Source organism: Amylibacter marinus, assembly GCF_030160015.1.
GTDB classification, from domain to species: domain Bacteria; phylum Pseudomonadota; class Alphaproteobacteria; order Rhodobacterales; family Rhodobacteraceae; genus Amylibacter; species Amylibacter marinus.
This window is the reverse complement of the sequence record NZ_BSNN01000008.1, coordinates 239,684-256,875: the sequence shown is the minus strand read 5'-3', so window position 1 is coordinate 256,875 and position 17,192 is coordinate 239,684. Positions and strand designations below refer to the sequence as shown.

At 53.4% G+C, this 17,192-nt stretch carries 14 protein-coding genes; 10 read left to right on the top strand and 4 right to left on the bottom strand.

The genetic code is table 11. From position 1 onward, the window contains the following. Window positions 1–4: 4 nt before the first annotated feature. Both dnaE and QQL62_RS12680 read left to right on the top strand, forming a co-directional pair. Window positions 5–3,457 carry a DNA polymerase III subunit alpha gene (gene dnaE, locus QQL62_RS12685; RefSeq protein ID WP_284379871.1) on the top strand — a complete coding sequence of 1,151 codons (3,453 nt, stop codon included), beginning with the start codon at window positions 5–7 and terminating at the stop codon, window positions 3,455–3,457. A gap of 76 nt (window positions 3,458–3,533) precedes the next feature. Next, window positions 3,534–3,851: a hypothetical protein gene (locus QQL62_RS12680; protein WP_284379869.1), complete on the top strand. Its 318-nt coding sequence runs from the start codon at window positions 3,534–3,536 to the stop codon at window positions 3,849–3,851. A gap of 223 nt (window positions 3,852–4,074) precedes the next feature. Here the strand turns inward: QQL62_RS12680 and QQL62_RS12675 are convergent, their stop codons facing one another. Next, entirely contained in the window at window positions 4,075–4,287 is a 213-nt protein-coding gene (locus QQL62_RS12675) for a SlyX family protein (RefSeq protein ID WP_284379867.1), read from the bottom strand. Between the two features lie 96 nt (window positions 4,288–4,383). Here QQL62_RS12675 and hisS point away from each other — a divergent pair, with 96 nt between their 5' ends. Genes hisS through panC form a run of 4 tightly spaced genes read left to right on the top strand, consistent with a single transcriptional unit; the run spans window position 4,384 to window position 8,514 of the window. Further along, entirely contained in the window at window positions 4,384–5,874 is a 1,491-nt protein-coding gene (hisS, locus tag QQL62_RS12670; protein ID WP_284379864.1) for a histidine--tRNA ligase, read from the top strand. Continuing rightward, the gene (locus QQL62_RS12665; protein WP_284379861.1) at window positions 5,874–6,968 is read left to right on the top strand and encodes an ATP phosphoribosyltransferase regulatory subunit; all 1,095 of its coding nucleotides are present in this window, start codon (window positions 5,874–5,876) and stop codon (window positions 6,966–6,968) included. Before hisS ends, QQL62_RS12665 begins: the two co-directional genes overlap by 1 nt. Next, a complete protein-coding gene (hisG, locus tag QQL62_RS12660; protein ID WP_284379858.1) occupies window positions 6,965–7,663 on the top strand; it encodes an ATP phosphoribosyltransferase in 699 nt (232 codons plus the stop codon). The genes QQL62_RS12665 and hisG overlap by 4 nt, the downstream gene beginning before the upstream one ends. Further along, window positions 7,660–8,514, top strand: a complete 855-nt coding sequence (panC, locus tag QQL62_RS12655) for a pantoate--beta-alanine ligase (protein WP_284379854.1) — start codon at window positions 7,660–7,662, stop codon at window positions 8,512–8,514. Before hisG ends, panC begins: the two co-directional genes overlap by 4 nt. 1 nt (window position 8,515) lies before the next feature. Here panC and QQL62_RS12650 read toward each other — a convergent pair whose 3' ends face one another. Further along, the gene (locus QQL62_RS12650) at window positions 8,516–8,947 is read right to left on the bottom strand and encodes a DUF1489 family protein (RefSeq protein WP_284380074.1); all 432 of its coding nucleotides are present in this window, start codon (window positions 8,945–8,947) and stop codon (window positions 8,516–8,518) included. Window positions 8,948–9,038: 91 nt separating this feature from the next. Here QQL62_RS12650 and QQL62_RS12645 point away from each other — a divergent pair, with 91 nt between their 5' ends. After that, window positions 9,039–11,303, top strand: coding sequence for an adenosylcobalamin-dependent ribonucleoside-diphosphate reductase (locus tag QQL62_RS12645; protein ID WP_284379851.1), 2,265 nt, complete (start codon window positions 9,039–9,041; stop codon window positions 11,301–11,303). Between the two features lie 480 nt (window positions 11,304–11,783). Here the strand turns inward: QQL62_RS12645 and QQL62_RS12640 are convergent, their stop codons facing one another. After that, window positions 11,784–12,503: a helix-turn-helix transcriptional regulator gene (locus QQL62_RS12640; protein ID WP_284379848.1), complete on the bottom strand. Its 720-nt coding sequence runs from the start codon at window positions 12,501–12,503 to the stop codon at window positions 11,784–11,786. Between the two features lie 87 nt (window positions 12,504–12,590). Between QQL62_RS12640 and QQL62_RS12635 the strand changes: the two genes are divergently transcribed. After that, window positions 12,591–12,986 (top strand): RidA family protein, encoded by a 396-nt coding sequence (locus tag QQL62_RS12635; RefSeq protein WP_284379846.1) that lies wholly within the window; start codon window positions 12,591–12,593, stop codon window positions 12,984–12,986. Between the two features lie 647 nt (window positions 12,987–13,633). Here QQL62_RS12635 and QQL62_RS12630 read toward each other — a convergent pair. Next, on the bottom strand, window positions 13,634–14,620 hold the full coding sequence (locus QQL62_RS12630) for an ester cyclase (protein WP_284379843.1): 987 nt from the start codon (window positions 14,618–14,620) through the stop codon (window positions 13,634–13,636). A gap of 156 nt (window positions 14,621–14,776) precedes the next feature. On the opposite strand from QQL62_RS12630, the gene QQL62_RS12625 reads away from it, so the two are divergent. Both QQL62_RS12625 and QQL62_RS12620 read left to right on the top strand, forming a co-directional pair. Then, window positions 14,777–15,826, top strand: a complete 1,050-nt coding sequence (locus QQL62_RS12625) for an ABC transporter ATP-binding protein (RefSeq protein ID WP_284379840.1) — start codon at window positions 14,777–14,779, stop codon at window positions 15,824–15,826. A 79-nt stretch (window positions 15,827–15,905) separates the two neighbouring features. After that, entirely contained in the window at window positions 15,906–17,135 is a 1,230-nt protein-coding gene (locus QQL62_RS12620) for an extracellular solute-binding protein (RefSeq protein WP_284380072.1), read from the top strand. The last annotated feature ends 57 nt before the right edge of the window (window positions 17,136–17,192 follow it).

The following is a 17,192-nucleotide window of genomic DNA, read 5'->3' as shown; positions in this document are numbered from 1 at the left end:
GCGCATGACCAATAAAAACCGATTCATCCACCTGCGCCTACACTCTGCCTATTCCCTGCTAGAGGGCGCAATGCAGATGAAACCACTGCCCGCCACCGTGGCCAAGGCCGGTATGCCAGCCGTGGCCCTAACTGATACAAACAACATGTTCGCCGCACTGGAATTTTCAGAATATGCGGCAGGTGCAGGGGTGCAACCGATCATCGGGTTACAAATAGACCTGACCTACGCCACCGCCGATAACCCGCGCGACCGCGCCCCCAAACCTCTGCCGATCGTGCTACTGGCCCAAAACGAAGAAGGTTACAACAACCTAATGTTGTTGAATTCCTGCCTTTACTTGGGTGCGGGCGATAGCCTGCCACAGGTTTCTATCACCCAGTTACAAGAGCACCACGCGGGCCTGATCTGCCTCAGCGGGGGCGCCACAGGCCCTGCGGGGCAACTGGTACAGGACAATCAAATAGACAAGGCCGAGATGTTGCTAAAGCATCTGTCCGAAATCTATGCAGATCGGTTTTATATTGAATTGCACCGCCACGGTTCAGATGGCGAGAAACACACCGCCGCTGAGGCCGCAACAGAGCAATTCTTCGTAGAATTTGCCTACCGCCATAACCTGCCTTTGGTGGCCACCAATGATGTCTACTTTCCCAATCGTGATATGTATGCGGCCCATGATGCGCTGTTGTGTATTTCCGAAGGCGCCTATGTGGATCAGGCCGAGGGCCGCCGCCGCCTAACGCCCGAACATTACTTCAAATCGCCCGAACAAATGTGCAACCTGTTCGAGGATATCCCAGAGGCCATTGAAAACACGATAGAAATCGCACGCCGCTGTGCCTTCAAGGCCTATAAACGCGCGCCCATTCTGCCAAAATTCGCCGATGACGAGGTCGAAGAGCTGGCCCGCCAAGCCCGCGAGGGCCTAAAGGCCCGTCTCGATGTAATCCCCCATGCGGCACCTGTCGAAGACTATGAAAAGCGCCTAGAGTTTGAATTGGATATTATCCAAGGCATGGGGTTTCCGGGCTATTTCCTGATCGTGGCGGATTTCATCAAATGGTCCAAGGATAATGATATCCCCGTGGGGCCAGGGCGGGGGTCTGGTGCGGGATCCTTGGTGGCCTATGCGCTGACCATCACAGACCTTGATCCCTTGCGCTATTCTCTGTTGTTCGAGCGTTTCTTGAACCCAGAGCGTGTGTCGATGCCTGACTTTGATATCGATTTTTGTATGGATCGCCGCGAAGAGGTGATCCGCTATGTGCAGGAAAAATATGGCCGCGACAAAGTGGGCCAAATCATCACCTTCGGGGGCTTGCTGTCCAAGGCGGCGGTGCGTGACGTTGGTCGTGTTCTGCAAATGCCATACGGGCAGGTGGATCGCCTGTCCAAGCTGATCCCCGTCGAGGGCGTAAAACCCGTCTCCATCGAAAAAGCCCTCGCCGAGGAACCGCAACTGCGCGAAATGGCCAAAGAAGAAGAGGTGGTGGACCGCCTGCTGACCTATGCCCAACAGGTCGAAGGCCTGCTGCGCAATGCATCCACCCACGCGGCGGGGGTGGTGATCGGGGATCGCCCACTGGATCATCTGGTACCCCTCTACCAAGACCCACGTTCCGACATGCCCGCCACCCAGTTTAATATGAAATGGGTCGAACAGGCGGGGCTGGTGAAATTCGACTTCTTAGGCCTGAAAACCCTAACGGTGGTGCAGGGGGCGGTTGATTTTGTGAAACAACGCGGCATCGATATCGATATCGGCGCCATTGATCTAGAGGATCAGAAAACCTACGACCTTTACGCCTCGGCCAAAACGGTGGCTGTGTTTCAGGTGGAATCCACCGGTATGATGGACGCTCTGCGCCGGATGAAACCCAACTGTATCGAGGACATCGTGGCCCTTGTGGCGCTCTACCGCCCCGGCCCCATGGAAAACATCCCCCAATACTGTGATGTTAAAAACGGCCGCGCAGATCGCGAATTGATGCACCCCAGTATTGATCACCTGCTAGAGGAAACCCAAGGCATCATCGTCTACCAAGAGCAGGTGATGCAGATCGCCCAAGAAATGGCGGGCTACAGTCTTGGTGGCGCTGATCTGCTGCGCCGCGCGATGGGTAAGAAAATTCAGGCCGAAATGGACAAGGAACGCCCCAAATTCCTAGACGGCGCGGCCAAAAACGGGGTGGATGCCAAAAAGGCCAAAGAGGTCTGGGATCTGCTCGATAAATTCGCCAACTACGGGTTTAACAAATCCCACGCCGCCGCCTATGCGGTGGTCTCCTATCAAACCGGCTGGCTAAAGGCCAACTACCCCGTGGAATTCATGGCTTCGGTGATGAATTGCGATCTGCACCTGACGGATAAATTGCACGTCTATTTCGAAGAGGTCAAACGCCTCGAAATAGAAATCACCCCACCCTGTATTAACCGATCCGAGGCATTGTTCAGCGTAAAGGACGGTAAAATAGCCTATGCGCTGGGCGGTTTGAAAAACGTAGGTGCCGAGGCCATGCGCCTGATCACCGATGCCCGCGCCGAGGGCGGCGATTTCGTTGATCTGATGGATGTGGCACGCCGCGTTGATCTGAAACGCGTCGGAAAACGCCCGATGGAAATGCTGGCGCGCGCAGGTGCCTTTGATCAGCTGGATAATAACCGCGCCAAGGTGCTGGCATCCCTTGATGCGCTGGTGGGCTATTCCGCCGCTACCCACTCAGAGCGCAACTCCTCCCAAGGGGGGCTGTTTGGCGATGCAGGCGAGGATCTGCCCGCACCGCGCTTGCCCATGTGTGAGGATTGGTTGCCGGTCGAGCGCCTATCAGAAGAGCACCGCGCCATCGGGTTTTATCTGTCTGGGCACCCGCTGGATGATTATATGGGCGCGCTAAAGCGCAAAGGTGTGCTGACATTGGTGGAACTAACCCAAAAGGCACAGGCCAAAAAGGTGGGGGCAAAAATCGCAGGCTCGGTGGCTGGTAAACAAATCCGCAAATCCGCCCGCGGCAACCGCTTTGCCTTCGCACAGCTGACCGACCCAACAGGCGCCTATGAGGTGACGATCTTCTCCGACACGCTGGAAAAATTTGGTGATCTGTTAGAGGTTGGGCAAAACGTGGTGCTGACTGTCGAGGCGAATGTCGAGGCGGATCAGCTAAAACTGCTGTGCCGCAGCGTGCAATTGGCCGATACCACCGCCCAAGATGCCGCCTCAATGGGGCTAAAGATTTTCGTATCAGACGAGGACGCCATCGACAGCATCGCCACCCGCCTAACCGACACCGGAAAATCCGCATCCCCGCGCGGGCGCGGACCTGTGCATCTGGTGCTGTCCCACCCAGACCTGCCGGGCGAGGTGGAAATTACATTGCCCGGTGAATACCCAATGAACCCGCAGATTAAAGGCGCGATCAAACACATCAGCGGGGTGCTGGATGTCGAGGAGTTTTAGGGCGGCCGGCAATGAACGGCGCGCGCCGTCGAACCCATCATCTTGAAATACCCCTTTGGGGCACTAGGTATTCTGCATGTCCGTAATTTCAGAGTTAATCATAGATTTGATCGTAAGCTTTCTTAGCTATTGTATCTACGGCACCGAGGAACGTCCGCGCCATTGGGTCTGGCGGTATTCGGTACGGGCGATCGCCTTCATAGGTGGGGCCTTTGTACTGGCGGCTGTGCTGTCGCTTAGCTGGGTGATATACCCCTCGGGCTTGTGGCTTTTGCTCTGGTTTCCCTGCATGGTTACGGTTGTCTTTGCCGAATTCCATCTGGGATCATGGCGCGTAGGGATTGGCGCCGTGGCACTGTCGGCGGCAATCGGTGTGGCGTTCTGGCTGACCTAAGAGCCTTCCATTAACCTCCCCTAACACCCCCATACCCAACCGCGCGCGGCCTTAACCACCCCGCGCACCACCAAAAACCTTCCCCGCGGGGAAGGTTTTGCATGGCGTACAGGGGTATTCCTCCCCGCAGGGCGCTAAAACATCAAAAATAAATCGGATATTTCCCCGTGGCTAAGGGACCCTCGGCATTTTTTACGCCCAAAGGTAAAACCAGCGTGCGCGATCACCAATGCGGCGGGGGTGCATTGCCCACGGCCACGCCGCTCATCTCTGCGGCCTCTGTCTCGGCGGCGCGCGCCATCAGCATCTCTATGCGGCGTTCGGCCACCTCTAGGCGCTTGGCCTGATCGGCCACGATATCCGATAGCTCGTCACAGACCCGCAGGGCCTCGGCTAGCTTGATTTCTAAATTGATTAAGGGGCTGTCATTTTCCATGCCCCCTGATACGCCCCGCGCAGCAATTGCACAAGCCCGCCTTGCCCCGCAATGCGCAATCCGCTAAAGCAGACCCAAGACACAGGAACAGAGAAAATGGCCCGTAACAGACCCCCAAAACAACAACGCCCAAAGGCGCTCCCGCCCAAGGGTTTTCGCGACTATTTCGGCCCCGAAGTGGCCGAGCGTAATGCAATGCTGGCCCAGATTACCGAGGTCTATCATCGCTATGGGTTTGATGCACTAGAAAGTGCCGCCGTTGAAACAGTAGAGGCGCTGGGCAAATTCCTACCAGACGTGGATCGCCCCAACGAGGGTGTCTTCGCATGGCAAGACGAGGATGATGCATGGATGGCGCTGCGCTATGACCTGACTGCCCCCTTGGCGCGGGTCTATGCGCAGTTTCGCAATGACCTGCCCAGCCCCTATCGCCGCTACGCGATGGGCCCCGTTTGGCGCAACGAAAAACCAGGCCCCGGGCGCTATCGCCAATTCTATCAATGCGATGCGGACACGGTTGGCGCGCCCAGTGTGGCCGCCGATGCCGAGATCTGCATGATGCTATCTGATACGCTGGAAACCGTGGGTATTCCGCGCGGCGACTACATCGTGCGTGTGAATAACCGCAAGGTGCTGAACGGTGTGCTAGAGGCCATGAACGTCACCGACGCCGCACAACAAGCGGATGTTCTGCGCACCATCGACAAGTTCGACAAGGTTGGCGAGGACGGCGTGCGCCAGTTGCTGGGCCGCGGGCGCCTTGATGCATCGGGGGCCTATATCGACGGTGTCGGCCTGTCGGATGATCAGGCAGAGCCGGTGTTGGCGTTTCTGACCTCCAAGGCCGCAGATGCCGCTAAAACATTGGCTAATCTGCGCGATGCGGTGGGCGGTTCTGATACTGGGCTGGTGGGCATTAACGAGCTGGAAACCATTGGTGATTTGATGGCTGCTGGCGGCTACGGTGCCAAACGGGTCGATATCGACCCCTCGGTTGTGCGTGGCCTTGGCTATTACACAGGCCCTGTTTACGAGGCAGAGCTGACCTTCGAAATCCTAGATGATAAGGGCCGCAAGCGCCAGTTTGGTTCTGTCGCGGGCGGGGGGCGTTACGATGATCTGGTCAAGCGTTTCACCGGCCAGGCCGTTCCCGCCACCGGTGTTTCTATCGGGGTGGATCGCCTGCTGGCCGCCCTGCGTGAAAAGGGCCGCATGAACAGCACCGCCCAAGGCCCCGTGGTGGTCACGGTGATGGATCGTAATCGTCTGGGCGATTATCAGGCTATGGTTGCAGAATTGCGCAGCGCTGGCATCCGCGCAGAAATGTATATGGGCAATCCTAAAAACTTTGGCAATCAATTGAAATACGCCGATAAACGCGAAAGTCCCGTGGCCGTAATCGAGGGGGGCGACGAGCATGCAAATGGCGTGGTGCAGATAAAAGATCTGGCGCTGGGTGCGCGCCTATCTGCAGAAATCGAAACCGCCGAAGAATGGAAGGCCCAACCCGCGCAGATGGAAATCAAACGCGGCGATCTGGTGGCTGAGGTGCGGAAGATGATCGCGCGTAACGCGGAGCAAGGCTGATGCAGAATGACCGCCGCGCCGCCATCCGCGCCGAGGCCGCACGCCTAGAGGCCGCCTTTGCCGATGCGGGTGCTCTGCGCATCGAGGCGGATGCACTGCTACCTGCCGAGGTCTTGCTGGACCTTTACGGCGAAGATATTCGTAGCCGCGCCTATGTGACCCATGATCCAGTGTTGGGCGAGCGGATGTTGCGCCCTGATTTCACCCTGCCAATCGTAGAACAGCACATGACCGAGGGCGAAGAGCCCGCCCGCTATACCTATAATGGCCCCGTTTGGCGGATGCAGGACGCGGGATCTAGCCGTGCCACTGAATTTGTACAGGTGGGGTTCGAGCTGTTTGATCGTGCTGATCCTGCTGGGTCTGACGCCGAGGTATTCGCTCTGTTTCGAGATTTGATGCCCGATGGGCTAGAGGTTCATTCGGGCGATGTGGGCCTGTTGCGCGCCGCTGTTGATGGGCTGAAGACCAGCGCACGGCGCCGCGCGGCCCTGACCCGCCACCTATGGCGCCCCGAACGGTTTCGCAGATTGCTCGCACGGTTTTCTGGCGCTGGCGCACAGCCCTTGGGGCGTGCAGAGATGCTGGCCAAGGTCGAGGCGCTGGGCGCCCAAACCATGATCGATACTGCGGGTAAATTCATCGGCCTGCGCAGTGTTTCCGAAATAGAGGCGCGCATCGAGGGCCTAAGGGCTGACAGTACCGAGGCCCCGCTATCCGCAGAGGAAGTCGCGGCGATCAATGCTCTGCTGTCCCTAAAAGATAACTGTGCCGCCGCGCTGGGCGCGTTGAATGACTTGGCTGAGACTTTGGTGCAGATACGGCCCGCCTTGGTTGGATTTCAGCGCCGCCTAGATGCGCTGGATGCGCGGGGTATTGATCTGGCCAAGCTGCCGTTCGAGGGCTCCTATGGGCTGACCTCTATGGAATATTACGATGGGTTTGTTTTCAGCTTTGCCCATCAGGGCACGGTGATTGCCAGTGGCGGGCGCTATGATGCGCTAACGACGGTGCTGGGCAATGGGCGCCATATTCCGGCGGTGGGTGGGGTTATTCGCCCTGATTTGCTCTTGGCACAAAAGGAGGCCATGTGATGCTGAAATTGGGTGTACCGTCCAAAGGACGCTTGCAGGCAGATACGTTTGAATGGTTCGCACAGCGTGGTGTCACGCTAAAGCGCACAGAGTCTGATCGCGAATACACCGGCAGTGTTGAAGGCGTGGATAATGTACAGCTGGTGCTATTATCCGCCGGAGAAATCCCCAAAGAGCTGGCCAAGGGGCGTATTCATCTGGGGGTTACAGGCACTGATCTAATCCAAGAGAAACTGCCCGATCATGTGGGGCAGGTGATCCCGCTAGAAGAGATGGGGTTTGGCTTTGCCGATCTGATCATCGCGGTGCCTAAGGTCTGGGTGGATGTAAATTGCCTAGATGATCTGGACGCGGCGGCGGCACAGTTTCGCAAAGATCACGGGTTTCGTCTGCGCATCGCCACCAAATACCATAATCTGGTGCGCGCGGGGTTGCGCGATTTTGGCGTGGCAGATTATCAACTGGTGGATAGCCAAGGCGCCACCGAGGGCACGGTAAAGAACCTAACCGCAGAGGCGATTGCTGATATCACATCCAGCGGTGCGACCCTAGAGGCAAACCATTTGAAGATTTTAAGCGATGGTGTGTTGTTGAAATCTCAGGCCACTGTTTTTGCATCAAAATCTGCGGATTACAGAGCCGCGCCATTGGCCGAATTCTGCACTAAAATGGGCTGGGAGGTTCCACAGTTATGAGCACACGTCCGATAATTTTTAGAACTGTTGCTGATATGCGCGCACAGGTTGCCCTGTGGCGCGCGGCGGGGGATCGGATCGCCCTTGTGCCCACCATGGGCGGGTTACATGCGGGACATCAATCGCTGGTGTCGCGCGGGGTGCAGATGGCGGATCGGGTGATCACCACGATTTTTGTGAACCCTACACAATTTGGCGCGGGCGAGGATTTAGACAGCTATCCGCGCCAAGAGGCGGTGGATGTGGCGATGATTGCCGAGAGCGGCGGGGCGGGGGTGTTTATCCCCAGTGCCCGCGAGATGTATCCCGAGGGTTTTGCGACCAAAGTAGAGGTGGCTGGGCTAACGGATATGCTGTGTGGTGCGCGCAGACCCGGGCATTTTGATGGTGTGACACAGGTGGTGTCGAAATTGCTAAACCAAGCAGGTGCCGATATGGCGCTGTTTGGGGAAAAAGACTGGCAACAGCTGGCGGTGATCCGGCGTATGGTGCAGGATTTGGATATACCCACGCGCATCGTTGGTGTGCCGATTGTGCGCGATGATTATGGGCTGGCACTGTCTTCGCGCAATTCCTACCTTAGCGATCTACAGCTGGAGGTGGCGCGCAAAATGAACGTGATCTTGAAACGTGCGGCCTATGATATTGGCACCGGTGGCCCTGCACAGGCGCAATGCGCAACGGCTGCGCAGGCGATACTGGATGCGGGGTTTGAGTCCATCGATTATGTAGAGTGCCGCGATGCGCAGGATTTGTCCTTGATCGAAGAGGTTGGAGATCGCCCCGCGCGCCTGTTTGCGGCGGCGCATTTGGGGTCGGCGCGGCTGATTGATAACTTGGCTGTAAACTAGGCTATAACAGGCCCAGATCCGCCAGATGTTGTTCCATATCATCGGGTAGGTCTGGTTCTGATGCGCGGGATTTGGGCATATCCTTGGGGGCCTCATTACCCGCCAAATAGCGCCAGCCCTGAAAGGGGCGCCGTGTGGCCATGGTGGTGGCAATGATTTCAGGATCCAGCACAAAACCACAGCGTCGAATCCCGTCGTCGCCGATGATCTCATCGAACCTAACAAGCCGCTGACGTGCCTGAATGGCGCCTTTGATCACCCAGTAGATGCTGCCACCGGACAAAAGCTCTGACTCGCGTTTGGGCCACATGCGGGTGATGTGCAAACCGTGTTCGCGGCCATGCAACAGGCGCTGGCCCTTTTGCCATTGTTCAAGCCCGCTTAAATCCTCGGTGCCTACGCTTAGTTTTATTAGATGTAGTTTCCCCTGCATATTTTTCAAAATACCTCCTGAATTTGAATTGTAAATCGGCATCTGTTATTTTAGACAAGCCGTTCCATTTGAATCAAAAAGAGATGTCCCTATGAGCCAGTTTTCTGCCCCTATTGCCGAACAAATTTGGGATATGAAGTATCGCCTGAAATCTGCAGACGGCGAGGCATTAGATGGCACTGTTTCTGATAGCTGGCGCCGTGTTGCGCGGGCATTGGCGAAGGTAGAGGACACCCCAAAAGAGTGGGAAGACAAGTTTTACAGCGCGCTAGAGGATTTTAAATTCCTACCTGCTGGGCGAATTTTGGCAGGCGCGGGGACGGATCGTTCGGTGACCTTGTTTAACTGTTTTGTTATGGGCACCATCCCAGACAGCATGGGTGGCATTTTCGAGATGCTAAAAGAAGCGGCGCTGACCATGCAACAGGGCGGTGGTATTGGCTATGATTTCTCGACCATTCGCCCCAAGGGGGCCTTGGTCGAGGGCGTTGCTGCGGATGCCTCTGGGCCATTATCATTCATGGACGTGTGGGATGCCATGTGTCGCACGATCATGTCTGCGGGTTCTCGCCGCGGGGCCATGATGGCAACAATGCGCTGTGATCACCCAGATATCGAAGATTTCATTGTGGCAAAACAAGATGCCGCGCGCCTGCGGATGTTTAACCTATCTGTTTTGATTACCGATCCCTTTATGGAGGCGGTGAAGAGCGGCGGCGACTGGGAGTTGAAATTCAATGGCCGTGTCTACAAAACGGTTAAGGCGCTGGATTTGTGGAATAAAATAATGCAATCCACCTATGATTTTGCCGAACCCGGGGTGATTTTTATTGACCGGATCAACACTAAAAACAACCTGCATTACGCCGAAACCATTGCCGCGACCAACCCATGTGGCGAACAACCCTTACCTCCATATGGGGCTTGCCTGCTTGGGTCTATCAATATGGCCCGCCTGATCGAGGCGCCCTTTGATGCGGCGGCAAAGCTGAACTTGGATGCATTGGATGATTTGGTGCGCACGGCTGTTCGGATGATGGACAACGTGGTTGATGCGTCGAAATTCCCATTGGATGCACAGCGCGGCGAGGCCAAGGCCAAACGGCGCATTGGGTTGGGCGTAACGGGTCTTGCGGATGCCTTGCTGATGGTGGGCTTGCGCTATGGTTCAGAAGAGGCGGCGGCCCAAACCGAGGCATGGATGAAGCAAATCGCGCGCTCTGCCTATTTGGGCAGCGCGGATTTGGCCGCGGAAAAGGGGGCATTCCCCTTGTTTGATCGCGAGGCGTTTTTGGCGTCTGAAACCATGCAGGAAATGGACGAAGATGTGCGCGCGGCGATTGGTGAAAAGGGGATACGCAACGCCCTGCTGACATCCATCGCACCGACCGGCACAATCAGCCTATATGCGGGCAATGTGTCCAGCGGCATCGAGCCTGTTTTTGCCTATTCTTATAAACGCAAAGTTTTGCAAAAAGACGGCTCTCGTACTGAAGAAGAAGTGGTTGATTATGCCGTAGATTTATGGCGCGAAAAATTTGGCGACAGGGCATTTCCAGAGAGCTTTGTGAACGCACAGACATTGGCCCCGCTGGATCACGTGCGCATGCAGGCGGCGGCGCAAAAGTGGATCGACAGCTCTATTTCCAAGACCATTAATTGCCCTGAGGATATCTCGTTTGAGGATTTCAAAGAGGTCTATATGGCCGCGTGGGATCAGGGCTGTAAGGGCTGTACAACCTATCGCCCCAATGATGTGACGGGTTCTGTTCTGTCTGTATCAGAAGAGAGCGAGAAAACCCCTGAGATTGATACTGGCGCGGATGTTGTCTATCTGGCAGAGCCGTTGAACCGCCCAGAGGCGCTGGATGGCATGACCTATAAAATCAAGTGGCCTGAAAACGAGCATGCCATTTACATCACCATTAATGATGTGATTTCCAATGGTGAGCGACGCCCGTTTGAAGTGTTTATCAATTCGAAGAACATGGAGCACTATGCATGGACGTTGGCGTTGACGCGTATGGTTTCTGCGGTGTTCCGTCGTGGGGGTGATGTCAGCTTTGTTGTTGAAGAGCTAAAGGCGGTGTTTGATCCGCGTGGCGGCGCGTGGGTGCGGGGGAAATATATCCCGTCGATCCTTGCCGCTATTGGTAGCGTGATAGAGCAACATATGGTTGCCATCGGGTTTATCGAAGGCGAGGGCCAGTACCTAAAGGCGGATCCAGAAGCAACTGTTGTACAGATGGGCGGCAACGCTGGTGGAAAATCGTGCCCCAGCTGTGGCACGCCGGGAATGCGCATGGTAGAGGGGTGCATGACCTGTGCGTCCTGTGGTCATTCTAAATGCGGGTAGCTGGGGAATGTCCTTGTGTTGTGTGATGTGCCACTGAACATCGCACTTCTTGCCAAAAATGCTTCTTTTTGCCTTTTTTAAGGATCAAATACCCTTTTCTTAAAGGTTTGCTTTCGATATTTTCGATTAAGTTGTTTGCCAATATTGTGCCGTAAGCTGGTGTGTTGATGTGGGTAGAATGCGGACACTGGTTACCAGTATTTATAGCCCATTGTACTCAGCGAAAGCGGCCCCTCCAACCATGAAGCTAGCTGCTCCTTGTCCGTCCTCATTCATCAATCGGAAACCTAACACCATCAGAATTTGTGGAGAACATTAAACTAGACAAACTGGCCGCATGACGGCATCAAAATTAAACCAAGGACTCTACTAAGGCTGGAGGGAACTTGGGGCGCAGGTCACTTGTATTAAAAATCCGTCCAAATTCCGAACGTCAGCTTTGAGCCCAATTTGACCGGTGCTGCGGCGGTTTTGGCGATCTCAACGCACCAATTCACTGTACGGGCAAACGTCGTCTTCGAATGGGACATGGCGACGGCGGAAATTTTGATCCACTATGGCGGTGGGGTTGCTGATCCGGTCCATTCGAAAGTGCCGGAAGTCTTTTCTTGTTGGATCCCAAGCAACTAGATACCAAAGCGGTGGAAGGATTAGCATGGCCTGTGGCTCCACCTGTCGCTGCGATTTGCGGTTTTTCGCATCACGATAATCAAAGCGAATGTACTGGTGGTTTAGGAAAGTCGTTTCAAATACAGGCAACAAATCTGCGTCTATCCGAGTCACGTCTGACAGGTCCTGATGCGAAGACAGGCTTCCAACATGCAAGCAGTCGAGAAAGGCGCGCAGGTCACGAACTTTGTCAGAGGGCAGTGATTTTTCTATCTTGGCAAGGCCAGCATCAGCAAGGTCTGAAAAGGGTAAGTTGCCTTCAGCCCGCATCGCTGCGACGGAAATCAAAAGGGCGAACACCTCGGGCACTGTTAATCGCGCTTTGGTTTGCACTGATTGCGGATCAAGCTGTAGGCCACCTCCACGTCCAACATCGGAATGAACGACAAACCCTTCATCGCGTAATGTACTGATGTCGCGCAGAATAGTGCGGCGCGACGCTCCCACTTCTTCAGCAAGCTGATCTATAGTGGTAGTTCCGTTACGGCGAAGGCTGCGAACAATTGCATCATGTCTGAGTCGAATATTCATTTGGCTACCATATCATAAATAGTGACATATTTTGGCACTATTTTGGTTTAAACCAATTTCAGCAACATCAAACAAGGAGAAAAAAAGATGAAACGTACTGCAGTGAATCCATGGGACTGGTCTTTGAAGCTGGGATACAATCAGGCCGAAGTGATTGAAGGTGCTACGCGCCAAGTTATCTGTGCCGGTCAGACGGCTGTAGACGGGGATGGCAATCCGCAACACCCAGGCGACATGCGCGGTCAAATCAATTTGGCACTGGATAATCTCGAAGCAGTGTTGAAGGACGCCAGAATGGATGTGAGCAATGTCACCAAACTGGGCGTCTACGTCACAGATGTTGACGAAGCGCTGAAGAACTTTGATCTCATGGGTGCACGCTTTGGCCCACATCAAGTTGCACCACCTATGACACTGATTGGTGTCACACGTCTTGCGATACCAGGTCTTTTGTTCGAAATTGAAGCAACGGCCACAGCTTAGACGAAAAAGGCGCGCGGTCATTGTGATGTATATATTTAAATGACCGCTTTGTCCGCAAAGCGGACCTCAAACGGTCTTCTGTCTATGCATTTGTAGCGTGAACCCACTTTGATCGCCCGCCCTCTAGTGCAAGATGCTTTTGGGGGAAGGCGGGTTTCAGTTCAACGCAACGGCTTTTGAGCTAAAACGTATGTCTTACTCGGGCTTGAACAACGAGAAGTAAAATGACGACTATTTTGGCAAAAAAGGTTACTTTAATGCGGGATTGAGAATATACTACCAATTAAATCAAGGGCTTAACTTTATTAAAAAGGCGATGTTTTGTGGCAGGTTACATGTTGTGTGATGTGCTACAAAGCATAGCATTTCTTGCCAAAAGCGCTTCTTTTTGCCCTTTTAAGTTCAAACCCCTACTTTTTACTAAGTCATTGTGAAGAAAGCTGATTAGGGCGGAAAGGAGACGCTTGCTACGGCAAACATAGGAACGATATTTGACGATAAACCTGAAATTCGAAAAGCCTTTTGTATCGGAGTGTAATCGGTGTAGCGCCGAGATTTCTAAAAGATTGTAGTTGATATATTTTGAGACGTGTTAACCGTTGTATGACGACATCCTACGTTTCCTGCCGGCTGAGATCTATGAAAGCTTAACTCTCGTCCAACAGGTTTACGCCCATTTGGCTGAAGAAGTGCAGTAGATCGATGAATACCCAATTTTCAGCAAGCTTGTCATTTTCTCGTCTATAAAGGTCAATCACGCGGAACTCGCACAACCTATCGCTGGGCGGCAGGCCGAGGTACCCATTTGTGGGGCGGGCAGTAAAATTTGGCCAACCAAAGAAGCCACCGTACTGGCCTTCGGCCAAGCGGGCGATGTGACCCGTTGAGGATCGGTCGGTGAATGCCGCGCGAAATGGGATGGCATGTTGTTTTGCATATCTTTCGATTGTGTAGGTTGAACCAATTCCAGCAGGCCCCCACCAAATCATGTCTTTGCTCCAAGTGCGGGCCAGCTCTTCCTCGATTGGGAGGCCACTTTGCCATGTTCCAAGATCTGTAATCATCGCATGGATTGCATCGATGGTTTTGCGGCCCTCTGAGAGATCCGCGTCATCATACATCACTGCGTCATGTGGTTGCGGTCCTGGTTGAATGTTGTGTGCGCCGCGTTGATCGGCAAACGGGGATTGTCCCGCCTGTGCCATCAGGTGTGGGATGTCGAAGTAGAATGCGGTTTCGGTGATTTTGTTATCTTCAACTTTGTGAAATTCCGCGTAGCGCAGCATCACCATTTTACCTGTTGGCTGAATGCCAAGCCAGGGGTGATCAAACAATCCCATAAGATGGCCCATCGAAACCACCCATGTTGATTGACCGCCATCTATCACATTGTCGCCTGCAAAGAATACGTCAATGCGGCGTTGCATGGAGGTGATCGCATGGCGGAACGGTTGCCAAAAAGTGGCGGAGATTTCGGCCACATCAGTTTGCACATGAAACGGATGGTAGGCGCGCCACGTGTATTGCGGGGCTGTGAAGTCCCGCAGGACTTGGGTGATTCCCTGGTCAGTGGCCTTATCCAATGCGGTGTAATAGGTGCGGATTAGATTTTTTTCGGTTTGAAATCCAGACATGGGGGCCCTTGTTTTTATAGTCTTTACGACATTGTGGTGTGTGCGATTTGGGCGAAATATTCCGCCTGTTAAAAAAATCTTGCACTAATCCGTGGTTGGAGTCTATGGTTTTGCATTCGTATGCAAGAATGCGATTGCGCCAACAGGGGGAAATGAATGTCCGAGATTGAATTACGCAATCTGTCGAAGCGATGGGGTTCTTTTGTTGGGGTTCAGGATTTTAACCTGACAATTGCTGATCAAGAGTTTTTGGTGCTGTTAGGCCCGTCAGGATGTGGCAAAACCACAACCATGCGCATGATTGCGGGGCTGGAAGATGTGACCGATGGCGAGATCTTGGTCGATGGGAAGGTTATCAACGACCTTGAACCCAAAGACCGCGATGTTTCGATGGTTTTCCAATCTTACGCATTGTACCCGAATATGAACGTATATGAGAATATTCGCTTTCCATTGAAAGTCCGCAAGGTACCTGAAGCAGAGCATGAAGAGCGTGTGATGCGTGCCTCTGCGATGGTGGAGTTGGACGATTTTTTACATCGTAAACCCGCAGAATTATCCGGTGGTCAGCGGCAACGTGTTGCGCTGGCGCGTGCGATTGTGCGCGAACCGAATGTGTTTTTGATGGATGAACCATTGTCCAATCTGGATGCGAAGTTGCGTGTTTCAACACGTGCACAGATCAAAAATCTGAGCCATGAATTGAAAGTGACCACAATCTACGTAACGCACGATCAGATCGAAGCGATGACATTGGCCGATCGTGTTGTGGTGATGAAGGGGGGCATTGTTCAACAAGTGGGCAGCCCAACAGAGATTTACGACACACCCGCAAATGCGTTTGTTGCCAGCTTTATTGGATCACCCGCGATGAATTTGATAAACGGCGAAGTCACCAAGAAAGCGTTTTCTGGCGATACAATTAGCGTCAGCGGACTTGATTTGCCTGATGGCCCTGTAACCCTTGGGTTTCGTGCTGAGGATGCCGCTATTGTGGAGAAGGGCGGGCAAATACAAGCGCCTGTTTATACCATGGAATTGTTGGGCGATGCGACCATGATTACAGTCAAGGTCAACGGTGAATTGGTATCCGTGAAAGCCGCAAAAGATTACCGCGCAGAAATTGGCGACATGGTTCGCATTTCTGTGCCCAAAGAGATTTGCCATATGTTTGATGCACAAACAGGTGCGCGAATTGGGGGGTAACCCCCGCATACCCTTCAATTGGGTCAACAGCATGGGTGCATTATTCGAAGATGCATTCATCACAACAGGGAGAAAATATATGTATTTCAAAAGGATAGCTGTGGCTGGTGCTTTGTCGCTTTTGGCGTCAACATCCGCGTATGCGTGTGAAATTGGTGCACGTGTTTCAATTGTTGGGAATGAATTCCCCGCGATCCAAACCGTTGGTGCGGCGGCACAAGAATGTAAGGGTGGCGAAGTATCGACTAACCTGACTGCAGATCACCAAAAAATCAACTTGGCGGGTATGTCCGGGAATCCAGCAGAATACACTTCTGCGATTGTTGCTAACTCTTCTATCGTTGCATTGATGAACGAAGATGTCATTCGTCCATTGGATGATCTGGTTGCAAAACACGGCGCAGGTTTGAAGAAGAACCAGTTGATTACAATCAATGGCAAAGTGATGGCCGTTGCCTTTATGGCGAATGCGCAGCACCTTGTTTACCGTGCGGATGTTTTGGAAAAAGCAGGCGTAGAAGCACCAAAAACATATGAAGATATGTTGGAAGCTGCCAAGAAAATTCGCGAAATGGGTATCATGGAAAACCCAGTTGGCGGTGCCTACAAAGCGGGTTGGAATTTGGCCCAAGAATTCAACAACATGTACATTGGTCATGGTGGCGAATTCTTTAAGCCTGGTTCAGCAGAAGTATCCATCAACAATGCGCAAGGTGTTGCGACATTGAATATGATGAAATCATTGTCTGAATACATGAATCCAGATTTCTTGACACATGATTCAAACGCGACCAACGCGGAATACCGCGCGGGCAACGTTGCATTGATGAACATGTGGGGATCACGTGCGGCAACATTGAGCGATGCCGAAGGCGTTTCAGATGAAGTGAAAAACGGCATGGCAATCGCTGGCCCAATGACAGTTGCTGGTGGTTCCACACCGGCCACGACGTTGTGGTGGGACGGTTGGACTGTTGCCAAAAACATCAGCGATGCAGAAGCCGAAGCTACATTTATCGCGCTAACAAATGCAATTCGTCCTGAAATTTTGGCCGACGAAGAAGTTGCAAAACAAGCGGTTTGGTTGATTGACGGATACGAGCCAACACCAGCGGCTGTTGGTGTGTTTGATGCGGCGAGCGCGGGTTCTACACCTTATCCGATGGTACCGTACCAAGGTTTGTTGCACACAGCATTGGGTGCGGAATTGTCCGACTTTATGTTGGGCAAAGAGTCTGCGGAACAAGCATTGGCAGATACAGAAGCGGCGTACACTGCCGCGGCAAAAGAAAAAGGTTTCTTGAACTAAGAAACCCATTTCAGGGGGAGGATAACCTTCCCCTGAACCACTTTACTGGATTGAAAA